Source organism: Novosphingobium sp. (assembly GCF_031424035.1).
In the GTDB taxonomy this organism is placed as follows: Bacteria; Pseudomonadota; Alphaproteobacteria; order Sphingomonadales; family Sphingomonadaceae; genus Novosphingobium.
Genome location: NZ_JANPGP010000070.1, coordinates 21657 through 39707 on the forward strand (window position 1 = coordinate 21657; position 18051 = coordinate 39707).

Below are 18051 nucleotides of genomic sequence, written 5' to 3' on the forward strand. Positions count from 1 at the left end.
AGCGCGATGATCGACGCCAATTCCATGACTGCGCGGCAGAAGACACTCGCGCTGCTGGCGCTCGTCGTCGCGCTGGTGCTGGAGATTGTCGACCTGACGATCATCAACACCGCGCTGCCGGCGATCCAGGCCGATTTCGGCGGCGATGCACAGGCGTCGCAGTGGATCATCGCGGGCTATGCACTGGCCTTCGCCCTGCTGCTGATGGCGGGGGGAAGGTTGGGCGATACCTATGGCTATCGGCGGATGTTCCTGTGGGGAGTGGCCGGCTTCACCCTGTCATCGGCGCTGTGCGGCGCGGCGGGGAGCGGAACCGAGCTGGTGCTCGCCCGCTTGCTGCAAGGCGCCACCGGAGCGCTGATGGCGCCGCAGTTCATGGCGCTGATGCAGGTGATGTTCCAGCCGGTCGAGCGGATATCAAAGCTTGCCATGTTCGGTGTGATCGGCGGTCTGGCGGCGATTATCGGCCCGATCATCGGTGGCCTTCTGATCGAGGCGAATACCTTGGGCCTTGGCTGGCGGCTGATCTTCCTGATCAATCTGCCGGTCGGCCTGATCGCCATGGTCATGGGCTATATCTACCTTCCCGAAGCGCGATCGGGCCGGCCGGCGGGTGTCGACCTGCGCGGCATCGTGCTGTTCGGACTGGGCATCGCCGCCCTGCTCTGGCCGCTGGTACGGGGTGATCACGGTGCGCCGGGAGCGACCGAATGGGCACTGCTCGCCTCGGCCGGTCCGCTCGGCTGGCTCGGTTGGCGGCACGTGACGCGCCGGGTGGCAGATGGCAGGGCGGCGCTGTTCGATCCCTCGCTTTTCACCAACCGCCCGTTCGCCATCGGCATGGCGCTGTCTGTGGCCTTCGCCGCCGCCAATGCCGGCTTTCTGATGTGCTTCGCCTTCGCCTTGCAGGCCGAGCGCGGGCAGACACCCTTGACCACTGGCTTGATGCATGTGCCGTTCGGCTTCGGCGCGATGGTCGGCATTGCCGTTCTGGGGCGTCGCTTCCTTCCGCGCTGGGGGCGCTGGGTGCTGGTGCTAGGCGGCATAGTCATGGCCGCGTCCTGTGCGGTCATTCTACTCGGGATCGGCGTCCTGGGTCTTGATTTTGCCGTGCTGGTTCCCGCGCTTGTTACGGCTGGTCTGGGCATGGGGATGCTCTCGGGCTGCATCAACCCTGTCGCCGTGGCGCAGGTTGACCGCGATCATGCGGGCGCGGCGAGCGGCTTGCTCAAGACCGGCCAGCAGGCGGGCGCGGCGCTCGGCATCGCACTCGTCGGCAGCGCCTATTTTGCTGGCGCAACGCTGACCGGCCATCCCGGCTCGGCGACAGCGCTTTATGCCCTGTTGCCGCTGTTGCTCGGCTGCGCGCTGCTTGCGGCCCAGCTTCCCGCGACGATCTTTACCAAGGCTCCGGCGCACTGATTTCGGCTGGACGCAATGCCTGCTTGGTGAATATGGCAAGGGCAAAGGACCAACGCCCCATGCCCAATCTCTACGACAGCCTGCGCGCCGGATTTCCGGCGGATCGCTCCAAGCCCTTCGCGAGCGAGCTGGATGGCGCGGTGACGACTTACGCCGACGTCGAGGCGCGGTCGGCGCGGCTGGCCCACCGGCTGGGCGAACTGGGCGTGAAGCCGGGCGACCGGGTCGCGGTGCAGACATCCAAGAGCGTCGACATGCTGATGCTCTACCTTGCCTGCCTGCGGGCAGGGGCGGTGTTTCTGCCGCTCAACACGGCCTACACGGCGGGCGAACTCGATTACTTCATGCGCGATGCCTCGCCGGCGTTGTTCGTCTGCGATCAGGGCGCGTTGGCCGCGCTCGCACCACTGGCCGAGGCTGCTGGCGTGCCGCGTGTCGAGACGATGGGGACCGGCGGCGCCGGGACGCTGGTGGGAGGCGCGAGCGCCTGCGCGGAAGACTTCGCGACCTTGCCGATGGCGGACGATGACCTCGCCGCCATTCTCTACACCTCGGGCACCACCGGGCGTTCAAAGGGCGCAATGCTGAGCCACGGCAATCTGGCGTCGAACTGCTTCACCCTGCGCGAATACTGGCGCTTTACCGCAGATGACGTGTTGCTCCACGCGCTGCCGATCTTCCACACGCACGGGCTGTTCGTGGCGACGAACATCGTCCTTGCGAGCGGCGCGCAGATGATCTTCCTGCCCGCCTTCGATGCTGCCCAAGTGCTTGCCGCCCTGCCGCGCGCGACGGCGATGATGGGCGTGCCGACGTTCTATATCCGCTTGCTCAAGGAGTCTGCCTTTACCCGCAATCTGGTGGCGCACATGCGGCTGTTCATCTCCGGCTCGGCGCCGCTTTCCGCCGACATCCACCGCGAATTTTCCGAGCGGACCGGCCACGCCATCCTCGAACGCTATGGCATGACCGAGACCAACATGAACACGTCGAACCCCTATGACGGGGACCGGATTGCCGGCACCGTCGGCCATCCGCTGCCGGGCGTGTCGATCCGCATCGCTGACCCGGAGACGGGCCGGGTGCTGCCGCAGGGCGAGATCGGGGTGATCGAGATTCAGGGCCCGAACGTGTTCAAGGGCTATTGGCGGATGCCGGAAAAGACCGCCGAGGAATTCCGCGACGGCTATTTCATCTCGGGCGATCTCGGCCTCATCGATGAACGCGGCTATGTCTCGATCGTGGGCCGCGCGAAGGACCTGATCATTTCGGGCGGCTACAACATCTATCCGGCCGAGGTCGAAACCGCGATCGACGAATTGCCGCAAGTGCGTGAGAGCGCGGTCATCGGCGTGCCGCACCCGGACATGGGCGAAGGCGTAGTCGCAGTTGTCGTGCCGATGGAGCCGGGCTTCGCCGATGGCGCGGCGATCACCGCTGCGCTGGCCGACCGGCTCGCCCGTTTCAAGATGCCGCGCCGCGTGGTCTTCGTCGATGAACTGCCCAAGAACGGCATGGGCAAGGTGCAGAAAACCGTGCTGCGCGAACAGCTTGGCGACAGTTTCAAGCCGGCCTGACGGGCTATTTCAGCCGCCCTTACCTTTGCCGATGCTGGCAACGTGGGCCATCATCAGGTCCTTGTAATGCGGGCTCAGCATCAGCGATGAATTGACCAGCCGCTCGACCGATGCGGCCTGGTGGGCGGGCAAGTCCTTGGCCAGTTCGATCGCGACCTTCGATGCGCCGACCATTTCGCTGTCCTGCTTGGCCAGGTGGCGGCAGAAAGCCAGCACGTCTTCCTCGAACGTCTCGTCCGGGTAGACCTTGTGGACAAGGCCCATCATTCGCGCTTCGTCAGCATCGACCGGCATGTTGGCGGTGATCATCCAGCGCGCCCAGTGGGTGCCGACGATGCGAACCAGCCGGCTGACGCCGTTAGTGGCCGGCAAGACGCCAAATTTGGCCTCGGGGAAAGCATAGCTTGCGCTTTTGGCGGCAAGGCGGAAGTCGCATGACAGCGACATTTCCAGACTGCCGCCAACGCAGCGCGCGTGGTGCGCGACGACGAAGGGCTTTTCCATGCCCTCCATTTCGTCCCACACGCGGCGCATGCCGCTGGGCAGGCGGCGGTGCGTTTCGCGGATTTGCGAGCCGCGCGTCGGGAAGCCCTTGGCCCCGCCGCCTTCGCGCAGGTCCGCGCCTGACGAGAAATAGCGGCCGTGCGACTTGATCAGCATGACCTTGAGCTCGGGCGTCTCACGGTAATGATCGACCGCCTCTTCGAGCAGGCGCATCAGCTCGTTGCTCATCGCGTTGAGCTTGTCCGGCCGGTTGAAGGTGGCGACCAGAATCGTGTCGTCCACGGTTTCGACGAGCAGGTGCGGTTCTTCGGACATCAGGCCGGTCTCCAGGATCATGTGCCACGCATGGATAGCGCGCTTCGCCATAAGTGAAAGGGCAAGGGGGAGCGGCTTGTCCAGTGGCGTCCCGTGCTGATCGTCCGCGCGATTGGCGGCAGACCGGCGCGGATCACTCCATCGAGGCGATGAGATCCTTGACCGCGACCGAGGCAAAACCGACCGCGCTGTCCGAAATGCCGTAGGGGATCAGCAGCTGTTCCCCCACCTTCAGCGCGCCGCAGGTGTAGACCACGTTGGGGACATAGCCCGAGCGGTCGGCATTCTCCGCCGTCAGCACAGGTTCGCTCGTCCGCGCGATCACCTTGGAAGGATCATCCCGGTCAAGCAATGCGCAGCCCAGCGCATATTTGCGCATCGCGCCGACGCCGTGAGTGAACATCAGCCAGCCTGCGTCGGTCAGGATAGGTGAGCCGCAATTGCCGATCTGGATGAATTCCCACGGGTATTTGGGCTCCATCAGCAGGATGCCTTCGTCGTCCCAGACGTTCGGACGGTCGGAGCGCAGCAGGAACAGGTTCTTGCCGTCCTGCCTGCCGACCATCACGTATTGCCCGTCGATCTTGCGCGGGAACAGCGCCATGCCCTTGTTGCGCCCCGCCGCGCCTTCGATCGGTTCCAGGTCGAATTCCCGGAAATCGCGCGTGCGCAGCAATTCGGAACGGATCGAGCTGCCGGAATAGGCGGTGTACGTGCCGATCCATTCGCTTGAGCCGTCGTCGTGATCGAATTTCACCATGCGCAGGTCTTCCAGCCCGCCGCGCTGCTGTTCTGTGATCGGGAAGATGACCGTGTTCGAAAGGCTCGAATCGGCGTGGCGCAGCACCGTGACGCCGGCATCGGCATCGTTCATGCTCTCTTGCTCAAGCTCGACCGAAGTGGCGAAGGCGCTCTGCGGCCAGAGTTCGAACGTGCCGTCCGGCGCGGCGATGCCTTCGCGGAAAACGATCGAACTGATGTGGCCCTCGCCGACCGCGCGCAGGCTCATGACGAAGCGGATATAGCCATCAATCATGCCGCTTTGATCAGGGTGAGGGACGATCGAGGGGTTCATCAGGGCGGCAGCGGCATAGGTATATTCGTGGCAGAAATAAGCGCCGATCAGCCGCTTGCGCGTCAGCGAAAAGCGCGAACCGTCAAGGCCGAGGTTCGCCTCAACCTCGGTATAGCGCCGTCCGAACATCTGTTCGGTCTGCCAGTGCCGTTCGAGGAAATCGTGCGCAACCCGGGCATATTCCTGGCTGACGCGATCCTCGGGCATGGCCGCAACATCCTCGACCAGCTTGAGCGCCCGTCCTCCGGGTGCGGAGGTCGATTGCCAGCCGAGATGGAATGGCCGCAGCACGACCCGCGACGGGTCGGCATGAAGTCGCTGTTCAAGTATTCGCAAAGGACTGGCGCTGTCTTCCCGTAGTCGCTGCAACCGTGATTCCGTTCAAGCTACCCAAAGTCGTGTCCGTATTGAGCGGCTTTGCGCTGCGAAGCAATCCCATCACGGCAGCATGTGCAAGCTGGAAGCCGAGGATCGATTCCGCCCCGCAATTGGCGTTGGCCCCGCGCGGGGTCACGCCGTCGCGGCAGCGGCCGGTGGCGATGTTGGCCAGCATGACGCCGCGGTCATTGGCGCCGAAGTACCAGCGATAGGCCGTGACCGCACGGTCGATCCAGCGGCGGTCTCCGCTTGCCTTGAAGGCGCTGACCGCTGCTTCGATCGCGGCCTGTGCTTCGAGCGGCTGCTGGTCAAACGGCATCTGCTCATAGGGCTGACCGAAACCTTCCGAACCGACCGGGCGGAAGTGGCCCTGATCGGCGGTCTGGCGGCTGTTGATCCAGTCGAGCGTTTCGAGGCCGATCGCCGTCCAGTCACTGCGGCCGAGCACCATGCCCGCCTCAATCAAAGCCTGCGGCATACGCGGGTTATCATAGGCAAGAACGGCCTCGAACCAGGTCCAGTCGGGACGTCGCGCGGAAGCGAGCAGATGGGCGAGTAAGGTGCCGCCCCGCTCAAGCGTGGCAAAGGCCTCTTTGTGGAAACCCTGCGCCGACAGCACGCAAGACGCACCGAGCATTGCGAAAGATAGCGCGCGCGGCGAATCAATGACCGCAAATGGAGCCGAAGTAATGTCGAACCAGTGCTGCGCCCAATCGCGCATGTCGCCATCGGGGGCGTTGGCAACCGTGTGGCCCAGCGCCCATAGCGCGCGGCCATAGGAATCTTCCGAGCCGGTTTCTTCGCACCAGGTGCGGTCATAGCGCATGAAGTTGCGGAATGCGCCCTGGCCCGGGTTCCAAGCGTACTGGATGAAGCTGGCGAAGGTCGATGACCATTGCAGCCGTTCCGCCGGGGACACGCTTTCGGACACGTTCATCAGGATCAGCGCGCGGGCATTGTCGTCAAGGCAGTAGCCGTGGCGGCGATCGGGGATCACGCCGATCGAATGCTGCATCATGCCGGTGCCGTCGCACATCGCGAAAACGCCGGTCATGCCGGGGGTTGCCGTGATCGGCAGGTCGCTGACCGGCTTGGCGACCGAGCGGCTGACCAGTTCGGCGCTGGCAGCAGCAAAGCGCGGCCAGATCGTTTCACGCCCGGCGCGATAGGCGCGGCGCTTGGTGGCGTTCAGGTGTTCGCGATCATCAAGCAGCGCGTTCACTGCGCGGGCAATCGAGCTGACCGAATTGGGTTCGACAAGGATACCCACACCGCCGTCAAGCAATTCGCGGGCATGGACATAAGGCGTTGAGACCACGGCCTTACCCAGAGCCACGGCATAGCTCAGCGTGCCCGAAGTCGCCTGCTGCATGCCCAGATAGGGGGTGACGTAGATGTCGCAGGCTTCGAGCTGGTCGAGCAGTTCTTCGGTGTCGAGGAAGCGGTTGTCCCACATCACGTTGGCGCTGACGCCGAGCCGCTCCGCCAGCGCGGCGAGGCCCTCGCGGTAGGCTTCGCCATCGCGGGCAACGAGGTTGGGATGGGTGGCGCCGACGATACGGTACACCGTGCCGGGATGACGCTCGAGGATCGCAGGCAGCGCCTCGATCATCTGCTCAAGCCCTTTGCCGGGGCCGAGTAGGCCGAAGGTCATGATGACATTGCGGCCTTCCAGTCCGAGTAGCTGCTTGAACTGCTCCTCGCGGCCAAATGGCCGGTCTGGCGCGCCGTGGGGGATAACCTCGATCCGGGAATGCTCCGCGCCATAGCGTGACGCCAGCATGTCGCGGCCGTGGCGCGACATGACCATAACGCGCGATGCCCGCGCCAGCAGGCGCCGCACAATGCGCTCCTGATTGGGTGATGGCTCGGCCAGGACAGTGTGGAAGGTGATGATAAGCGGCGCAGCGACCCGGTCAACGAAATCGCAGACCATCTCGCCATCGGGGCCGCCGAAAATGCCGAATTCGTGCTGCAGCCAGATGGCGTCATAGCTGCCTTCGTTGATCTGGCGCGCGGTCCGGCTGTAGCAGGCCGGGCTGTCGCAATCGATCACCGCAGCAACGTTTTCGTAGCAATGCGCGCTGTCCGCATGATCGAGTGCGAAGACCTCGGTCGACACTTCGGGGTTCCAGACGGCGAGTTGTTCGGTGAGATCTGCAGTGAAGGTCGCGATGCCGCACTTGCGCGGGGTATATGTCCCGACCACGGCAACCCTGGCTGTGCCATCGAGCGTGATCCGAGCCGGAGATTCAAAAAACGGGACAATCCTTGCGGGCGGGCGCAGACCAGTTGGCGAGCCTGCGCTGAGAAGCGAAGCGGGCGTAAAGACCTGATGTTGCATGCCGTGGAAATCCCGTCTGTGCCGTTCCGTCGCTAGATAAACAAGGCGGAGGCTATAGAGTTCCTGCTGCAGCGCAACATAAACCTCTGTTCATCGCAAATGCCGGTCAATCAAGCGATAATCAGGATAAAATGCTGCAATTGCGAACGTTTGGCATTGCGATAGCGAGCGAATATTGCGGCGCTTGTTGGCCCACATGGCAGGTGGCCAGTGCGACTCGGCAGATTCTGGTTTAAACCCCTGGAGAATGCCGGAACTTTCATCGCAAAGCGGAGTTTTGCGACGGAATGCCAGACAGGAGCGTTCAGATGCCGAAGGGCGAAAAGGTCAAGGCTATCCTGTTCGACGCGAATGGTATGGACCGCGAAATCGCGCCGCTTGCCGATGTCGCGCACATTCCGGATAAGCAGATCTACTGGTTGATCGTATCGGGCCAGGGCGCCGGGAAACTGCCCCATCCTGCGGACGAGATCGACCGCGCGGCTGTGCGGCTCGGCGGCGTTGTTGTCAGCGATGACCGCTTCTGCTTCTCGGTCCCGGTTGCGCCGAACGAAGGCGGTCATTCGGAGGACGCGATGATCCTTGTCGTCGGGCGCAACTGGCTGCTGACCTGTTCGGACGCACCGCTGAGCCTGACGGAGCGCTATCTTGAGCATGACACGGGCGAGACGCTGAAAGGCAGCCTCACTGCGCCCGCCCTGGCGGTGTCCCTGCTCCTTGCGCACTTCGACGAATTTCATACCCATCTCTCCGCAATAGAGGAGAAGCTCGACACGCTTGACGAGCAGGTCTTCCGCTCGCGGCAGCGGCACGATCCGCTTAACACGCTGGCCGTGCTCAGGCGCCGCGCGGCGCGTTTGCGCGGGCTTGTCGCGCAGCATCGCAGCACGATCGCCGCCCTTGACCGGCCCGATTTCGGCCCGGCAGTCTGCGAGGAGGACCGGCATCACCTGACCCATCTGGCTGAGGCTTATCACCGGCTGGTCGACACAGTGGACCGGACGCGAGATGCCGTGCTTTCCAGCTATGATCTCTATGCAACGCGCGTGGCTCAGAACACCAACCGGTTGCTGCAACGATTGACCGTGATCACCATCGGGGTTGGCCTGATCGGCGCCATCGGCAGCATTTTCGGGATGAATTTCAATCTTGGCCTGTTCAAGGCTGGTGAAAGGCCGTTCTGGATTACCGTGGCAGTGATGGCGGTGACCGCGCTGGTTACCCTGTTCCTCGCGCTGCGCGGAGGCCGGCGCTAAGCCATCAGGCGCAGAGCAGTTCGCGCGAGCCCGGCTGATCTTCAAGGAAATCGATGAGTCCGCGCTCGTAGCGCGATAGCCAGCGCGTTGCCCGCGGCAGACGCAGCGAGCGGATCGCCAACTGGTCGTCCAGCGCCACCAGGATCGCTGGGTGGACATAGGACTTGCGGGCAATCGCCGGCGTATTGCCCAATTGATCGGCGACAGCCTCCAGCACAGCCAGCTTGGGCACATTCGAAGCGGCAGAATGCACCGCTTCGAAGGCGACTGCCGATGCTGCCCAGGTACGAAAGTCCTTGGCAGTGAATTCGCCGCCCATCGTCTCGCGGATGTAGTCGTTGACGTCGGTCGAGGCGATGGGGACGGTTTCGCCGTGCTCATCGACATACTGGAACAGGCGCTGCCCGGGCAGGTCCTGCATGGCGCGCACGAAGCGGGCGAGGCCTCTGTCAGACACGCGCATCGCGCATTGCTTACCGCTTTTGGCGCGGAAGGTCAGGTGCAGGGTGTTGCCGACGACCTTGGCATGGCGCATCCTCAGCGTTGTCGCCCCGAAGCTCTTGTTGGCCTTGGCATAGGCCTCGTTCCCCACGCGGATGCCGCCGGTATCGAGCAGCCGAACGATCGAGGCGATAGCCCGTTCCCGGCTGATCGCAGGGGCTTTCAAGTCAGCCTCCACCCGCTCCCGGATCAGCGGCAGCAGCCGGGCAAAACAGGCGCAACCATCGAACTTGCGAGCATCGCGCTGGCTACGGAAATCGGGGTGATAGCGGTATTGCTTGCGCCCGCGCGCATCAATCCCGGTGGCCAGGATATGGGCGTTGGCAGCAGGCGCATACCAGGCATCGACATAGGCCGGGGGCAGGGCGATGGCATTGAGCCGGGTAATTTCGTCGCGGTCAGTGATGCATGTTCCGTCAGCAGCGAAATAGACCCATTTGCCGCGCACTTGCTTGCGGCTGATGCCCGGCAAATCATCGCTGACGTAGATAAGCTTCATCGCTGGCACCGCTTGCTGGAACTGGTGTGCAGATAACGGTGCTGGCGGCGATTTGGTTCCGCCCCCTTTCGCGGATTGCGGTGTCAGTCGCCGCGCCCGGCCTTGGCGAAGGCTGAGCCAATCGCGGTGTGCAATTGTCCCATGGTATAGGGCTTTGTGATCGATGGCGCCGAACTGAGCGCCGGATAGGCACTGTTGTTGTCGCCATAACCGCTGGCGACAACGAAAGGAATCCTGCGTGTGAGCAGCCGCTGTGCAACTGGCTCGGAAACCTCGATGCCCAGGTTAACGTCCAGCAGCGCGAAGGACAGGTCCTTGTGGTCGAGGATCTCCAGCGCGACGGCAACTGACGATGCCACGTGGCACTCCGTAGCGCCGGCATCGCGCAGGATGTCCTCCGCCTCCATGGCGATGATCATCATGTCCTCAACGATCAATACGTCCCCGTGAAGCACGGCCCTGTCTTTCATGCCGCCATCCTCATTGCCGCCATCGCCATTGCCGCCGTGGCGCGACGTACCTTCGGCATCTTTAGTATCGAGACTGCAAGAGGCTGCAATATGATTTTGCGGTGGGGGGATGTCAGTCGCTGTCGCCCGGCGTGAACCAGTCCATGCGCGAAGCAATTTCGCTTTCAATTTGAGGACAACGCTCGGTCGCATGGCAGCACAGCAGGCCTTCTGATTTGAGGTACCGAACGTAATTGTGTTCTACTATGCAGTCCTTCCGAAGAAATCAGCCCACTAGTATACAATGGCTCGGAACCGAGGGAGTTGCCGTGCGTTCAGGCAGGTAGTCTGCCGAACGGGAATCATGATGCACGGTAATGAAAACAATCTCCTGCGGGCGCTGCGGCCACAGGATTACGATATCGTCGAGCCCTATCTCAACGCGGTCCAGATCGAGGCGGGGTCGACGCTTTATCGTCCCGGCGACTTTGTCCAGACGGTATATTTCCCCTGCGGCCCGGCGATGGCGGCCTATCTGGTCGAGCTTCCTGAGGGCAAGGGCGTTGAAACCTCGCTGATCGGCCGCGAGGGAGCGATGGGCGGGATTGTCAGCCAGGGACGGTTGCCCAGTTACTCGCGCTGTACTGTGCAGACTGGCGGCACTTTCATGACCATCCGCTCCGAAGTGCTTGAGGAACTTAAGGGCCGCTCAGAATCGGTGCGTCATCTCTTTGCCCGCTATGCCGATTGCCTGATGGCGCAGGTGTTCCAGTCAGTTGCCTGCAATGCCGCCCACAATATCGACCAGCGCGCCGCCAAGTGGATTGTTGCCACTTATGAACGAACCGGCAGCCTATCGCTGCGCATCACGCAGGACCAGCTCGCGGATATGCTGGGGGTAGGGCGCAGCTACATCACCCGCGTTATATCGCGTTTCAAGGACGATGGGATGGTTCAAACCGGCTGGCGACAATTGACCGTGGTCGATCTGGAAGCGATCCAGGCTATGGCCTGTGACTGCAATGAATCCGTCAAGCGGCACTTCAATGATGTGCTGGCCGGGGTCTATCCGGAGCCCTGATTTGCTCAGCCGTCGGCGATGACCACCCGCACTCCGGCCTTTTCGAGAATGGCACCAAAGCCATCGGGCAGGTCGTCAGTGATGATCGTGTCGATCTCTTCCAGCCCGCAGACGATGGTCCCCGATTGCGATGTGAACTTTGAGCTGTCGACCATCAGGTTGACCTTTTCCGCCCGATCGATCAGCCTGCGCTCGGCGGCGACGAGCACGACGTCGGCCTGCATTATCCCCTGCGGCCCGACGGCGGCAGCGCCCATGAACAGCTTTGGCGCATGAAAGCGCGGCATCGATTCCTCGCCGGCCGCGGCAAGGATGATGTTCTGTTCGCGAAACACCGTGCCCGATGGCAGCAGGATGCGCGTGCCCGGCTGCGGCAGCAGTGCGTTGACGATGTAGAGCGAGTTGGTCAGTACCTGGCAATCGAGCCCGGCAAGGTGAGGGACCATCTGCAGCGTGGTCGTGCCGCCATCTACCATGATCCCTTCGCCCGGCTGGACGAGCGCCGCCGCGGCCTTGCCGATCGCCTGCTTGGCAGCAAGGTGCAGGGTTATCGACTGATCGAACGGTGTGCCGATCAGGCGGGGCGATGCCTCGTCCGTCTCCGCGAGCTTTGCCCCGCCGTGCACCCGAACAATGCGCCCGGCATTCTCCAACCGCGTCAGGTCACGCCGGATGGTCGCCGGGCTGGCATCGAGCCGCGCTTCGAGATCACGATAGCTGACGAATCCCGCCGGCTGCATGATCTCGAGGATGAGTCGCTCGCGCTCCTCTGCATGCATCGTGTATTTACCCCCGTTCGGCCTCCAGCTGCTCGAGCGACTTGCCCTGATTGCTGGGCGCCCAGATATACCCGATCAGCCCCGAAGCAACCAGGAAACCGGTGAGGATCCACGCGAGTGAGTGGAAATCTGCCGAGGCGAGGGCGGGGACTGCAAGGCTCCAGATGCCCAGCCCGATGCGCACCACGGCAAAGGTGACACCCTGCGCGGTTGAACGGATGGCAGTGGGGAACAGCTCGGCGCTCCACAGCTGGAAAAAGCTCTGCGCGCCGAAACCACCGGCAATGCCCATGATGACGATGTGGACGATGACCACCGGCAGGGTGAAGGGCAGCACCGCCAGCAACGCCATGCCAACCACGTGCATCAGCGCCGAAATGCCGAACATCGTGCGCTGGCTGACCTTGTCGGACAGGGTCATGAAGATCGTCAGGATCGAGACGATGCCGATGCCGAAGTAGCTCGCCGGAACCACGGTAGCCGCCCATTCGGGCAGGTTGTTCTGCTCGATAAGGAAGGGTGTGAAGAAGCCGTTGTAGCCGGCCCACAGGTTCCACAGCCCGTACATGCAGATCAGGTAGAGCATCGATTTGACGTAGCGCGGGCTGAACAGTTCGCGCCAGTCGATGCCAGATGGTGCGCCTTCAGCCTTGGCCGCCTGGCTATCTTCCCAGCGCTGCGATTCCTTCATCCGGCTGCGCAGGAAGGTGAGCGCAAGCGCCAATACCGCGAGGTGGATGAACAGCCAGCGGATGCCGTCAATTCCGAAGGGCTTGAGGAAATAGGCCGCGAGCAGGACCACGACCGGGCCGAGATACCACAGCACCTGCGCCACGCCGGAATGGGCGCCGCGCTTGGTATCGGGTGCCTGTTCGGCGATCAGCGACCAGCTGGCGGGAATATCCGCGCCTACCGCCAAACCGACCAGCAGGAAGCCGGCGATGATCATCCACGCCGAGCTGGCGAAGATCAGGAACAGCATGCCGAAAGCGTAGAACAGCATGTCGTACTGGTAGATCTTCTTGCGGCCGAACTTGTCGCACAGCCAACCGCCGATAAAGGCGCCAATACCGGCCGAGATGGCGTTGGCGCTGAAGGCGGCGATCAGGCCGATGAAATTGTCCGACAGGCCATAGATGTCCTTCCACAGCGCCAGCGCCACCGATCCGGCGACAATCGAGCCGGCATCGATATAGTTCGCCAGACCGGCCAGGATCGTGTCCCGCCAGCTGCCTTGACCCGAGGTGGCCGTGCTCATGCAGTCTCTCCCTGTGTAATTGCGTCTGCCGGGGCAGCGCCGTGTTCGATGGCGGCGCACCATTGCGCGCGGTATTGCGTAAGGTCGGTGTCAAGCGGCGTGACCGGCACCAGCTCGCCTTGCGGGCGCAGCGCCGGATCGATCAGCCGCAACGCGCCGAACGACACGTCGTTATGCGCGTTGGCGGTGTAGATCTGCGTTCCCGGCCGCAGCGAGGCGAGCGCGCGGACGAAGACTTCCGCCTCGGCAAAGCGGCCCTCGACCAGCAGGCGGTCCTTCGATCCGATCAGGTCAAGCGAGGTGCTGGCCACCAGCGCGGCATAAAGGCAGGCGGCGGCGCGGCGTTCGAACCAGCATTCCGGCCGGTTCAGCCAGCGCGCTTCGTTGCGGGGGAAGGGGCCATTACCCGGCGCTAGCGTCGGCAGCACCATCGCGCCATCGCTCACCAGCTTGTCCACCGCGGCAAGGAGCGCCGGCTGGTCGGGCTTGATGTCGACGCGGCGGGTGTCGATCTCGATTAGCGTCTCGATCTCGCGCCCGCCCATGAAGCGGGCGGAGGGCACCGGGCGGCCATAGGCATCGACATTGACCAGACAATCGCGCGCTTCGGGCAGGCTGGCGCTGTCCACCGCCTCGCCAGCCAGCCGCATGGCAATGAACCAGGTGCCGGTGGACAGGACGGTCGCTTCATTGTCAGCGATCTCGGCAAAACCGCGCGCGGCGAGCAAGGCGGCGTTGGAATCGTGCAGGCCGGCAAGGACCTTGGTTGTGGCGGGCAGACCGGTCTGCCGCGCGATTTCCGGGCGGAGCGTGCCGGCCGTGTCGCCGGCGCGGACAAGGGGGGCGAATTTCCCGGCCCATCTGCGCGTCTTGGCCATCGGCGAGAAGTCGCCATCAGCCGGGTTCCAAAGGTCGGAATGGCAGCCAAGGCTGGTGACCTCGCTCACCGCCACGCCGGTCAGCAACCACGCCCAGTACTGGGCGTAAGGCATCAGCGTCGCGCCTTCGAGCAAGTCAGCCGTGTCAAGGTAATGCAGCTGCACGCCGAAGTTCAGCCCGGCGGGCAGGGCGGGAGAGCCGGTCATGGCGAAGCTGTCGCGCTGGGCGCGGTAGGCCGCCATTCGATCGGCAGGCATGTCCCATTCATAATCGATGCAAGGGAAAGCGAGTGCGCCGTCCCTGATCCCGGCGACCGCTGCGCCGTGCGAAACCGGGATGATCGCTTCGATTGGGTGCGCGGCAAATGTCGCCAGTGCCTCAAGCAGCCATGCGCTATTCGCCGCCGTATCAAGCGGAACATAGGGGTTCGCCGCTTGCGGTTGGTTGGCGCGCGTCAGGCGTTCAAGGCAGTGCCCGTCACGCGTCCACAGCGACACCTTGCTGAGCGTCTTGCCGAAGTCGACGACGATGTAAGCACCTTGGGCCAATGCCCCCTCCCGAACGCTTCAAACAATCAATAACGATCATGTTTGATCTTTTCCAGTTAAATTGCTACAGGATCGCCAAGCCGAGTCAACCCGCCATTATCCGTCTGTTGGGACATCCGAGGACTGCCATGAACGCCCATACCCAGATTTCCGCCGCCCTGCCTTTCGCCGTTCCGGCCAGTCGCTGGGACGATGCCGTGGCCGCAAAGCTGAGCGCGGCGGAACTTCTGCTCTATCGCTCGAACCTGCTCGGCAGCGACCTGACGGTGACGAATTTCGGCGGCGGCAACACTTCTGCGAAGATCGTCGAGACCGATCCGCTCACCGGCGCGGCGACCGAAGTTCTGTGGGTCAAGGGTTCGGGCGGCGACATCGGCTCGATGAAACTTGATGGTTTTGCCACGCTCTATCAGGACAAGCTGCTCGGGCTTGAAGCGCACTATTCCGGTCCGGACGATGACGACAAGATGGTCGGCTATCTGCCGCACTGCACGTTCAACCTGAACGGCCGCGCCGCCAGCATCGACACGCCGCTGCACTCGCTGCTGCCCTTCGCACACGTCGATCACGTCCACCCTGATGCGATCATCGCACTCGCTGCAAGCTCGGGCGGCGAGGCGGCGACGCAGGAGATCTGGGGCGGCAAGATCGGCTGGTTGCCGTGGAAGCGCCCCGGCTACACGCTCGGCGTGATGCTGCGCGATTACGTCGCGGCGAACCCCAGTGTCGAGGGCGTCATGCTCGCCGGGCACGGTATCATCTGCTGGGCGGACAGCGCCAAGGCCTGTTACGAACACACGGTCGACCTGATTGCCGATGCCGCGAACTACCTCAATGCCAAGCTTGCTGCTGGCCCGGCTTTCGGCGGCCAGGTGACCGCGCCCAACAGCGATCGCGCAGCGATTGTTGCGGGCCTCATGCCCCGCCTGCGCGGACTGATGACCGGCGCGCGCCGCAAGCTTGGCCACTGGTCAGACGATGCCGAGGCTCTGGAATTTACCGGTTCGGCTGAGTTCGAGCGGCTGGCCGGCCTCGGCACAAGCTGCCCGGATCACTTTCTGCGCACCAAGATTGCGCCGCTGACGCTAGATCCTGCGCGCTTGCAGGACGACGCCTATCTTGCGGAAAAGATTACTGATTATCGCGCGATGTATGCCGCCTACTACGATCGCTGCAAGCGGCCGAATTCGCCCGCGATGCGTGATGCCAACCCGGTGGTCGTGCTGGTCCCCGGCCTTGGCCGCATGACCTTCGCCACCGACAAGACCACCGCGCGGCTCGCCGGCGAGTTTTATGGCAATGCGATCAACGTGATGCGCGGGGCTGAGGCCATCGGTGATTACATTGCGCTCGACGAACAGGAAGCCTTCGATATTGAATACTGGCTACTTGAGGAAGCCAAGCTGCAGCGTATGCCGGCACCCAAGCCGATGGTCGGCAAGATCGCTCTGGTCACCGGCGGGGCGGGTGGCATCGGTGCAGCAACGGCGTCGCGGCTCCTGCGCGAGGGCGCCTGCGTCATGCTTGCCGACCGCGATGCAACGGCAGTGCAAGAGGTCTGCAACGGCTTTGCCGGCCAGTTCGGCAAGGACGTGGTCCGCGCGGCCACTTGTGACGTCACCGATGAGGCGCAGGTCAAGGCTGCCTTCGATCTGACCGCCCGCGAATTCGGCGGACTCGATGTGTTGGTCGCCAATGCCGGGATCGCCTCTTCCGCCCCGATCGAGGAAACGACGGTCGAATTGTGGGACCGCAATTTTGATGTGCTGGCGCAGGGCTATTTTCTCACCGCCAAGCACGCCTGGCCTTTGCTGAAAGTGATGAAGGCGCAGGGCGGCACCTCGGTGGTATTCATCGGATCGAAGAACGCGGTCGCCGCGGCGAGCGGGGCGTCGGCCTATGCCTCGGCCAAGGCGGCGGCGAACCATCTTGCCCGCTGCCTCGCGCTGGAAGGCGCGCCCGAGGGTATCCGCGTCAACGTGGTGAACCCCGATGCCGTGATCAAGGGCAGCAAAATCTGGGACGGCGACTGGCGCAAGGAACGCGCCGCCAACAACAAGATCGATCCCGGCGCGGAGCTTGAAGAGCACTACCGCAACCGGTCGATGCTGAAGCGCGACGTTCTGCCCGAAGACATCGCTGAGGCCACCTATTGGCTCGCTAGCGAGCTATCGAGCAAATCGACTGGTAACATGATCAACGTCGATGCAGGAAACGCACAGGCATTCACTCGCTGAGGAATGCCGCGGGAGAGGCATATGATGAAGACCACCTTCGCGGCACTTGCCGTGCTGACAATTACCGTGCAGCCGTTGGCCGCGCAGCCGGCGGGCATGCCGATGCCGAAGCCTGTCGCCGCCCCGACCGAGCCCGGCGCGATCCCGCTTTATGGCGACAAGACGCCAGGCACAGCCGCCAGCGAAGTCTGGTCCAGCATGGGTGTGAGCAACCTGGGCGTGCGCAACGTCACCCGGCCAACGCTGACGCCGTTCCTGCCCAAGCCCGGCAAAGGCAATGGTGCGGCGGTGATCGTGGCTCCCGGCGGTGCGTTCATGATGCTGGCGATGGACCACGAAGGCTGGAAAGTAGCCCGCGCGCTTGCCGATCGCGGCATCGCTGCTTTCGTTCTCAAGTACCGGCTGATCGAAACGCCAAAGGACGACATGGAGGCCATGCGCTTTGTCGGCGAGCAGATGATGAAGGAAGTGGGCAAGCCCATGGAGGGCGCGCTGATCAAGCAGACCAAGGCCCCCGAAGACGCCCGCGCCGCCATCGCCATGGTCCGCGCAAATGCCGCCAAATGGAAGATCGATCCTGCGCGTGTCGGCATGATCGGCTTTTCCGCCGGCGCCATGACCTCGCGCCGCGCCGCGCTTGATGGCGATCCGGCAGGACGGCCCAATTTCGTAGGCTACATCTATGGCCCGCAGGATGCCGAGCCGGTCCCGGCCAATGCGCCGCCGCTGTTCAACGCCATCGCCATGGATGACTCGCTGTTCCCATCGAAGGGCTTCCCGATTGCCGAGGCGTGGCACGCGGCAAAGCGGCCGGTGGAGACCCACGCTTACCAGTCCGGCAACCACGGCTTCGGCCTTGGCCAACCGGGCTCGACCAATGCCCTGATGATCGAACAGTTCGTCAGCTGGCTCGCCCAGAACAAATTCCTCACACCTGCAAAGAAGTGAT

General features: G+C 63.5%; 14 protein-coding genes. 6 read left to right on the forward strand and 8 right to left on the reverse strand.

The genetic code is table 11. From position 1 onward, the window contains the following. The first annotated feature begins 6 nt into the window (after window positions 1–6). Window positions 7–1422 carry an MFS transporter gene (locus RMO89_RS10230; protein ID WP_310532922.1) on the forward strand — a complete coding sequence of 472 codons (1416 nt, stop codon included), beginning with the start codon at window positions 7–9 and terminating at the stop codon, window positions 1420–1422. Between the two features lie 59 nt (window positions 1423–1481). Next, the gene (locus tag RMO89_RS10235; RefSeq protein WP_310532923.1) at window positions 1482–2999 is read left to right on the forward strand and encodes a malonyl-CoA synthase; all 1518 of its coding nucleotides are present in this window, start codon (window positions 1482–1484) and stop codon (window positions 2997–2999) included. Window positions 3000–3008: 9 nt separating this feature from the next. Here RMO89_RS10235 and RMO89_RS10240 read toward each other — a convergent pair whose 3' ends face one another. The 3 genes from RMO89_RS10240 to RMO89_RS10250 all read right to left on the reverse strand — a co-directional run bounded on the left by RMO89_RS10240 (window position 3009) and on the right by RMO89_RS10250 (window position 7480). Then, the gene (locus RMO89_RS10240) at window positions 3009–3839 is read right to left on the reverse strand and encodes an enoyl-CoA hydratase/isomerase family protein (RefSeq protein WP_310532925.1); all 831 of its coding nucleotides are present in this window, start codon (window positions 3837–3839) and stop codon (window positions 3009–3011) included. A 112-nt stretch (window positions 3840–3951) separates the two neighbouring features. Then, the gene (locus tag RMO89_RS10245) at window positions 3952–5184 is read right to left on the reverse strand and encodes a glycoside hydrolase family 130 protein (RefSeq protein WP_409035537.1); all 1233 of its coding nucleotides are present in this window, start codon (window positions 5182–5184) and stop codon (window positions 3952–3954) included. Between the two features lie 31 nt (window positions 5185–5215). Further along, window positions 5216–7480 carry a glycosyltransferase family 4 protein gene (locus tag RMO89_RS10250; protein WP_310532927.1) on the reverse strand — a complete coding sequence of 755 codons (2265 nt, stop codon included), beginning with the start codon at window positions 7478–7480 and terminating at the stop codon, window positions 5216–5218. 443 nt (window positions 7481–7923) lie between these two features. Here RMO89_RS10250 and RMO89_RS10255 point away from each other — a divergent pair, with 443 nt between their 5' ends. Next, complete coding sequence (locus RMO89_RS10255; RefSeq protein ID WP_310532928.1) at window positions 7924–8871, forward strand: CorA family divalent cation transporter; 948 nt, start codon at window positions 7924–7926, stop codon at window positions 8869–8871. Between the two features lie 4 nt (window positions 8872–8875). Here RMO89_RS10255 and RMO89_RS10260 read toward each other — a convergent pair whose 3' ends face one another. Then, window positions 8876–9871, reverse strand: a complete 996-nt coding sequence (locus RMO89_RS10260) for a DNA topoisomerase IB (protein ID WP_409035538.1) — start codon at window positions 9869–9871, stop codon at window positions 8876–8878. An 83-nt stretch (window positions 9872–9954) separates the two neighbouring features. After that, entirely contained in the window at window positions 9955–10341 is a 387-nt protein-coding gene (locus RMO89_RS10265) for a response regulator (protein ID WP_310532932.1), read from the reverse strand. Between the two features lie 346 nt (window positions 10342–10687). Between RMO89_RS10265 and RMO89_RS10270 the strand changes: the two genes are divergently transcribed. Continuing rightward, on the forward strand, window positions 10688–11401 hold the full coding sequence (locus RMO89_RS10270; RefSeq protein ID WP_310532933.1) for a Crp/Fnr family transcriptional regulator: 714 nt from the start codon (window positions 10688–10690) through the stop codon (window positions 11399–11401). Between the two features lie 5 nt (window positions 11402–11406). On the opposite strand, the gene RMO89_RS10275 is transcribed toward RMO89_RS10270, so the two are convergent. From RMO89_RS10275 to RMO89_RS10285, 3 genes are read right to left on the reverse strand one after another with little or no spacing between them, the layout of a single operon-like run. Then, window positions 11407–12180, reverse strand: a complete 774-nt coding sequence (locus RMO89_RS10275; RefSeq protein WP_310532934.1) for a DeoR/GlpR family DNA-binding transcription regulator — start codon at window positions 12178–12180, stop codon at window positions 11407–11409. Window positions 12181–12187: 7 nt separating this feature from the next. Continuing rightward, the gene (locus RMO89_RS10280; protein WP_310532935.1) at window positions 12188–13438 is read right to left on the reverse strand and encodes an MFS transporter; all 1251 of its coding nucleotides are present in this window, start codon (window positions 13436–13438) and stop codon (window positions 12188–12190) included. Beyond that, on the reverse strand, window positions 13435–14865 hold the full coding sequence (locus RMO89_RS10285; protein ID WP_310532937.1) for a carbohydrate kinase: 1431 nt from the start codon (window positions 14863–14865) through the stop codon (window positions 13435–13437). Before RMO89_RS10285 ends, RMO89_RS10280 begins: the two co-directional genes overlap by 4 nt. A gap of 128 nt (window positions 14866–14993) precedes the next feature. On the opposite strand from RMO89_RS10285, the gene RMO89_RS10290 reads away from it, so the two are divergent. Together RMO89_RS10290 and RMO89_RS10295 are read left to right on the forward strand one after the other, a co-directional pair. Then, window positions 14994–17102, forward strand: coding sequence for a bifunctional rhamnulose-1-phosphate aldolase/short-chain dehydrogenase (locus RMO89_RS10290; RefSeq protein WP_310532938.1), 2109 nt, complete (start codon window positions 14994–14996; stop codon window positions 17100–17102). A 21-nt stretch (window positions 17103–17123) separates the two neighbouring features. Continuing rightward, entirely contained in the window at window positions 17124–18050 is a 927-nt protein-coding gene (locus tag RMO89_RS10295; protein WP_310532940.1) for an alpha/beta hydrolase, read from the forward strand. Window position 18051: the final 1 nt, after the last annotated feature.

Excerpts from the sequence above, each read along its gene's own strand:
- RMO89_RS10230 (WP_310532922.1), top strand. The coding sequence starts at position 7 with ATGATCGACGCCAATTCCATGACTGCGCGGCAGAAGACACTCGCGCTG.
- RMO89_RS10235 (WP_310532923.1), top strand. The coding sequence starts at position 1,482 with ATGCCCAATCTCTACGACAGCCTGCGCGCCGGATTTCCGGCGGATCGC.
- RMO89_RS10240 (WP_310532925.1), bottom strand. The coding sequence starts at position 3,839 with ATGATCCTGGAGACCGGCCTGATGTCCGAAGAACCGCACCTGCTCGTC.
- RMO89_RS10255 (WP_310532928.1), top strand. The coding sequence starts at position 7,924 with ATGCCGAAGGGCGAAAAGGTCAAGGCTATCCTGTTCGACGCGAATGGT.
- RMO89_RS10260 (WP_409035538.1), bottom strand. The coding sequence starts at position 9,871 with ATGAAGCTTATCTACGTCAGCGATGATTTGCCGGGCATCAGCCGCAAG.
- RMO89_RS10265 (WP_310532932.1), bottom strand. The coding sequence starts at position 10,341 with ATGAAAGACAGGGCCGTGCTTCACGGGGACGTATTGATCGTTGAGGAC.
- RMO89_RS10270 (WP_310532933.1), top strand. The coding sequence starts at position 10,688 with ATGCACGGTAATGAAAACAATCTCCTGCGGGCGCTGCGGCCACAGGAT.
- RMO89_RS10275 (WP_310532934.1), bottom strand. The coding sequence starts at position 12,180 with ATGCATGCAGAGGAGCGCGAGCGACTCATCCTCGAGATCATGCAGCCG.
- RMO89_RS10280 (WP_310532935.1), bottom strand. The coding sequence starts at position 13,438 with ATGAGCACGGCCACCTCGGGTCAAGGCAGCTGGCGGGACACGATCCTG.
- RMO89_RS10290 (WP_310532938.1), top strand. The coding sequence starts at position 14,994 with ATGAACGCCCATACCCAGATTTCCGCCGCCCTGCCTTTCGCCGTTCCG.
- RMO89_RS10295 (WP_310532940.1), top strand. The coding sequence starts at position 17,124 with ATGATGAAGACCACCTTCGCGGCACTTGCCGTGCTGACAATTACCGTG.